At 72.7% G+C, this 5,287-nt stretch carries 8 protein-coding genes and 1 pseudogene; 3 read left to right on the top strand and 6 right to left on the bottom strand.

All coding sequences use genetic code 11. The features are described 5' to 3' along the window. The 3 genes and pseudogenes from G3I65_RS31915 to G3I65_RS31905 all read left to right on the top strand — a co-directional run. Positions 1 to 267: pseudogene (locus G3I65_RS31915) on the top strand (hypothetical protein); the annotation flags it as partial. A gap of 52 nt (positions 268 to 319) precedes the next feature. After that, a complete protein-coding gene (locus G3I65_RS31910) occupies positions 320 to 1,660 on the top strand; it encodes an AarF/ABC1/UbiB kinase family protein (protein ID WP_160699390.1) in 1,341 nt (446 codons plus the stop codon). Positions 1,661 to 1,822: 162 nt separating this feature from the next. Further along, positions 1,823 to 2,710, top strand: coding sequence for a hypothetical protein (locus tag G3I65_RS31905; RefSeq protein ID WP_160699392.1), 888 nt, complete (start codon positions 1,823 to 1,825; stop codon positions 2,708 to 2,710). Between the two features lie 68 nt (positions 2,711 to 2,778). Here G3I65_RS31905 and G3I65_RS31900 read toward each other — a convergent pair whose 3' ends face one another. The 6 genes from G3I65_RS31900 to G3I65_RS56600 form a co-directional block, all read right to left on the bottom strand. Then, positions 2,779 to 2,961, bottom strand: coding sequence for a hypothetical protein (locus G3I65_RS31900; protein ID WP_160699389.1), 183 nt, complete (start codon positions 2,959 to 2,961; stop codon positions 2,779 to 2,781). After that, positions 2,958 to 3,830, bottom strand: coding sequence for a bifunctional 2-polyprenyl-6-hydroxyphenol methylase/3-demethylubiquinol 3-O-methyltransferase UbiG (locus G3I65_RS31895; RefSeq protein ID WP_166640830.1), 873 nt, complete (start codon positions 3,828 to 3,830; stop codon positions 2,958 to 2,960). Before G3I65_RS31895 ends, G3I65_RS31900 begins: the two co-directional genes overlap by 4 nt. Positions 3,831 to 3,921: 91 nt before the next feature. After that, positions 3,922 to 4,176, bottom strand: a complete 255-nt coding sequence (locus tag G3I65_RS31890; RefSeq protein WP_160699388.1) for a hypothetical protein — start codon at positions 4,174 to 4,176, stop codon at positions 3,922 to 3,924. Further along, positions 4,173 to 4,529, bottom strand: coding sequence for a WhiB family transcriptional regulator (locus G3I65_RS31885; RefSeq protein ID WP_125311710.1), 357 nt, complete (start codon positions 4,527 to 4,529; stop codon positions 4,173 to 4,175). The genes G3I65_RS31890 and G3I65_RS31885 overlap by 4 nt, the downstream gene beginning before the upstream one ends. Before the next feature lie 150 nt (positions 4,530 to 4,679). Beyond that, positions 4,680 to 4,937, bottom strand: coding sequence for a hypothetical protein (locus G3I65_RS31880; protein WP_160699387.1), 258 nt, complete (start codon positions 4,935 to 4,937; stop codon positions 4,680 to 4,682). A gap of 126 nt (positions 4,938 to 5,063) precedes the next feature. Further along, positions 5,064 to 5,287 (bottom strand): hypothetical protein (locus tag G3I65_RS56600; RefSeq protein WP_203612568.1); only part of this gene is annotated, 224 nt, incomplete at its 5' end.

Below are 5,287 nucleotides of genomic sequence, written 5' to 3'. Positions count from 1 at the left end.
GACCGCGACCCGTGCTGGCCGCGCGTCGCCGGACAGCTCACCGGCCGGCACCAGCGGCCCGACCTCGGCGCGGTCCAGGCCTGCGCGTCGCTGGCGGTCGCCCAGGCCATGCGGCTGCTCTCCCCCGCCGCGCCGGCACCGCCGGTGTGGAACGCGACGCTGGAGATCGACGCCTACGACGGCCGCATCCGCCACCGCGGCTGGCCACCGCACCCGAGGTGTGGCTGCGGCGCGGAACCCCCTACATCAGGAGACGTAGGCCACTAACACCGCGCGAGCAGGCTGCGCGCCGCCGCGTGCGCAGGGCAGAATCGCGGGGGTGACCGACTTCCGCGACCCGGGCGACCGCGACACCGCGATGCCGCGCAAGGGTGCCGCCCGCACCGCCAAGCTCGCCAGCCTCCCGCTCGGCATCGCCGGCCGGGCGGTCGGCGGCTGGGGCAAGAGGCTCGCGGGCCAGAGCGCGGAACAGGTGAACGCGACGCTTTCGGCTAAGGCCGCCGAGCAGCTGTTCGAGGTGCTCGGCACGCTCAAGGGCGGGGCGATGAAGTTCGGCCAGGCGCTGAGCGTGTTCGAGGCGGCGGTGCCGGACGACATGGCGAAGCCGTACCGGGAGGCCCTGACGAAGCTGCAGGCCGCGGCACCGCCGATGTCGGTCCGGCAGACCCACCGGGTGCTCGCCGAGCAGCTGGGCCGCACGTGGACCAGCCGGTTCGCGTCGTTCGACGACGAGCCGGCCGCGGCCGCGAGCATCGGGCAGGTCCACCGCGCGGTCTGGCACGACGGCCGCGAGGTCGCCGTCAAGGTGCAGTACCCGGGCGCCGACGAAGCGTTGCGGAGCGACCTGCGGCAGCTGCAGCGGTTCAGCCGGCTGTTCCAGGCGTTCGTGCCCGGCACGGAGGTCAAGCCACTGCTGGCCGAGCTCGCCGAGCGGATGAACGAGGAGCTCGACTACCAGGCCGAGGCCCAGCACCAGCGTGCCTTCGCGAAGGCGTTCGACGGCGATCCCGGCATCCTGGTGCCGCGGGTGGTGGCGAGCGCGCCGAAGGTCGTCGTGACGGAGTGGGCGAACGGCACCCCGCTGTCCAAGGTGATCGCGGGCGGCGACCGCGAGACCCGCAACCTGGCGGGCCGGCTGCTGGCGGAGTTCCACTACTCGTCGCCCGAGCGCGTCCACCTGCTGCATTCGGACCCGCACCCCGGCAACTTCATGATCACGGCCGACGACAGGCTGTGCGTCATCGACTTCGGCGGCGTCGCCCGCCTGCCCGACGGCATCCCCCGCCACCTCGGCGAGATGACGCGGCTGGCCCTGGACGGCGAGTCCGCGGACCTGATGCGCTTGCTTCGGGAGAACCGGTTCATCAAGCCGGACAGCGACCTGACCGCGGACGAGGTGCTCGCGTACCTCGCACCGTTCACCGAGCCGCTGGCCGAGCCGACGTTCCACTTCACGCGCCGGTGGATGCAGAAGCAGGCCGGGCGCGTGGGCGACAGCCGCGGCAACGACTTCCGGGTCGGCCGTTCGCTGAACCTGCCGCCCGAGTACCTGATGATCCACCGGGTGACGGCGGGCTCGACGGGCATCCTCTGCCAGCTCGACGCGGAGATCCCGGCGCGCGGCATCGTGGAGCGCTGGCAGCCCGGGTTCGCCGGCTGAGTTGTCCACAGGCGGGGCCGCGAAGGGGTTGTTGCGGCTCAGTTGTCCACAGCTGCGGGGAAGCGGGTTCCACCCGGTTGGCGGAGCCGTCATGCTCGATGCATGGCTGCTACTCAGTGCACCGATCCACTGTCCCTCAGTAACCCCGGCACCTGCGAGGTGATGAACCTCGAACAGCTGCGAAGAGCCGGGGTGTCCGATCGAAGAACCAGGCGGCTCTGCGGCCCCGGCGGGCCGTGGCGCCGCCTGCACCCCGGCGTCGTCCTGCTGCGCAACACGGCTCCGACGCGGCAGCAGCTGCTGCACGCCGCACTGGTGCGGTACGGGCCGCGGGTGGTGATCACCGGCGCGGACGCGCTGCAGGCTCACGGCGTCAAGTGCCCGCCGGCGGGCGAGATCCGGCTGCTGGTGCCCGGTCACTGCCGGGTGCTGGCGTGCGAAGGCGTCCGCGCGGCCCGCACGTCCCGGCTGCCGGCCCCGGTCCACGTCGACGGCCTCCCGTTCGCCCCACCGGCCAGGGCCGCGCTCGACCTGGCCCGCGAGGAGCCCGAGCCGGCCCGGATCCGGCACCTGCTGACACTGCCCCTCTACTGGGGCCTGTGCGACCGTCAGGAGCTGGTGCGCGAGCTCGACGCGGGCCCCCAACGCGGCACCTCAGCGGTCCGCCGGGTGCTGCGCGCCCTGGACGAGGGCCCGATCCAGGCCCACGGCCTGGCCACCCGCGTCCTGGAGACGGCCCGCCTCCCACCGCCCCACTGGGACGTCACGATCTGCGACCGCCGCGGCCGCCGCATCGGCGAGGCCGACGCCTGGTGGGACGAGCTCGGCCTGGCCTGGCAGTACCGCTGCGGCCCCGGCCCCTCCGGCGGCTTCAGCCACCTGGCCCTGGCGGCGACGGGCATCGTCCTGGTCCGCTGCACGGTCCGCCAGCTGCGCCAGGTCCCCGCCGAAGTGGCACAGGAACTGGCCCGGGCGTACGGCGAAGCGTCCCGCACACCCCGCCCCAGGGTCCGCGCCATCCCGATCGGCTCCTCCGGAGACGCGGCCTGAACCCCCGGCCCCACCGACACCCGATAGCCACCCACCCAACCCACCGACTCAGCGGGAGGCTGGATCGATCACCAATACTCGTCGGGCAGCTTGCCCTCGATGTCGCGCACGTGCTGCCGAGCGCAGTCCGGGCACAGCCACCGCACCGCGCCGCGCTCGCGCGTGGACACCCAAGCGAGCGCCGTAGCCGGATCGTCGTCCGAACGCCGGCGACCGCAGCGGGTACACACCGGCGACTCCGGGGCGCTCACCGCAACCGTCCACAGTGGATTGCCTTGGCGCCGAACAGGAACAGGTCGTCCCGGTGGCCGAGGAAGTCCGGGCTTCCCGGGTCGGTCAGCGCGGCGATCGCCTCGCGGTCATCGGCGGCGAGCCACTCCCCGACCGACTCGGCGAGCCAGCCGATGCGGTGCAGCACGTACTCGCGCAGCCGGTCCGAACCCGGCGCCGGGTGGTCGATGAGCGCGCCGAACGACTCGACGTCCTCGAGTCCGGCTTCGCGGAGCGCGCGCGGCCAGCCGTAGGGCATGGCGACGCTGCCGTCGGTCTCGGCCCGCATCCGGGCGAACCACTCGCCCCGCGCGGCGAGCAGCCGTTGTTCCAGGCCGGGCCGGCCGACGCCGAGTTCCCAGGGCAGGCAGCGCAGATCGAGCCCGCCCTCGGCGATGGCCAGCACTCCGCCCGGCCGGAGCAAGCCGGCCAGCGTGCGCAGTGCTGCCTGCTGGTCGCCGATGTGGTGCACGACGCCGGCGGCCCACACGAGATCGGCCGCGGGCACCTGCCCGGCCAGTGCCGGGTCGGCGAGGTCCGCCCGTCGCGCGACGACTTCGACGGCGTCGCCGGCCGCCTCGGTAACCGCTCGCTGTGCCTCGGCGAGCAGTTCCGGGGTGGTGTCGACGAGCACGACGGTGGCCCCACCCGCGCGGGCGAGTTCGCGCGCGAAGAGCACGCTCATCCCGCCGGCCCCGGATCCGACGTCGACGACGGTCGGCCGGTCCGCCGCCGTGGCGAGCAGCCGCCGGGCGACGGGCGTGAGCGCTTCCGCGTCGAGCGCGTCGGCCATGCGCAGCTGGGCCAGGCGGTCGGCCCAGTCGATGTCGTGGTGGGTGTGTCCGGGCATCAGCCCATTGAACACCAGCGTTCCCACCGCGGATCCGAACGAAGCGAAGCGCGAAGGCCCCCGCCACCCGAAGGTGGCAGGGGCTCCGCGCTCAGTTCTGGTGCTGGTACCGCTCCGCGCGCTGGGCCGCCCATCGGGCTACTCGGTTCCAACGGCGGACGGCACGGGCGCCACCTCGGGCCCGCTGGGCGCGGACCCCCTCTTCCAGGTCCCGTATTCGGGCCCGGGACAGTTCTTCGTAGAGCAACATCTCGCTGATCTCCTCGATCTCGGTCTTCGTCAGCTGCAGCGGTTCGCTGCTGGTGTGGGCTTCGTAGTCCCTGGTAGTGACCGGCTCGACGCTCATGCGGCGGCGCTCCGGTGATCGCCGGCGGCCTTCGCGGCGGCCGGCTCGACGACGGCGTTCTTGCGCGGACGGCCACGGGGCCGCTTGCGCGCGATCACGACGCCGCGCTCGAAGATCTCGCCACCCCAGACGCCCCAGGGCTCGCGACGGGCCAGCGCACCGGCCAGGCAGGCCTCGCGCACCGGGCAGTCGGCGCACTGGGCCTTCGCGCGCTCGAGCTCGGCCGGGGACTCCGCGAACCAGAGGTCCGCGTCGCCCGAACGGCAGGGCAGCGCCACGTCGGGGACGGCGATCGGGTCGAGCAGGTCGGCGAATATTGCCTCGCCGGAGGCGTAGGCGACGGCGGATGACATGGTGGTTCCTCCTTGTGTCGTACGGGTTTTCGAGTGGGTGCTGGAGCTGGGCAACGCTGTTCCTCTTGGGTTGTGCAGCCAAAAACACGAAGGCCGCGGATCCGGGTTTTCCGGTTCCGCGGCCTTCGTGAGCCTCGTGTCCTGACTAGGTCAGGAACTTCGCTCCCGTATCGACAACGGAACACGGAACTGCTTGATGGTCGGCAGATCGGCCTGCGGGTACGCGGCGAGAACGCCCTGCGTCCCGAAGACGACGACACCGGTGGCCCAACGCCGCTCGACACGGCGCATGCCACGGACCCCGTGCGCGCTCACGGACACACCAGTGCCCGGGCGCTGAGCGGCCGCGACTTCCGCGGCGCAGGACAGACGGGTGCCCGGGTTCGTGAGCGTCAAGTTGATGGTCATTTCACCGGCACCTCCTTCTGTACTCTGCACACGCGGCCGCCGAGCGGCGCTGTCAACGTGGATCCCCAGCCGAGCCCTTCGGGCTCGGTACTGGCAGGTTATTGCTCCCCACCACACCGAGGCAACTCAATTAACGGGAAAATCCTCGAAGTTACGAAGATCGCCCCTGAGCAGCGGGTTCGCCGCGTCGATCATGGCTCGGACGCGGTCAACACCGCATCGCCGCGCCCCCACCGCACCGGCCACGCAGGTCAGCCGCGCACGGCGCGGGAACCGCCGCCCGAGCCACGCGGGCCAGCCGCGCAAGCCACGCACCTCCGCTTCGCGAGCCGCGTACGGCGCACCGGGCC

The organism is Amycolatopsis sp. SID8362 (assembly GCF_010550475.1).
In the GTDB taxonomy this organism is placed as follows: domain Bacteria; phylum Actinomycetota; class Actinomycetes; order Mycobacteriales; family Pseudonocardiaceae; genus Amycolatopsis; species Amycolatopsis eburnea.
The sequence above is the reverse complement of the archived record's forward strand: the minus strand, read 5'-3'. Positions and strand labels throughout refer to the sequence as shown.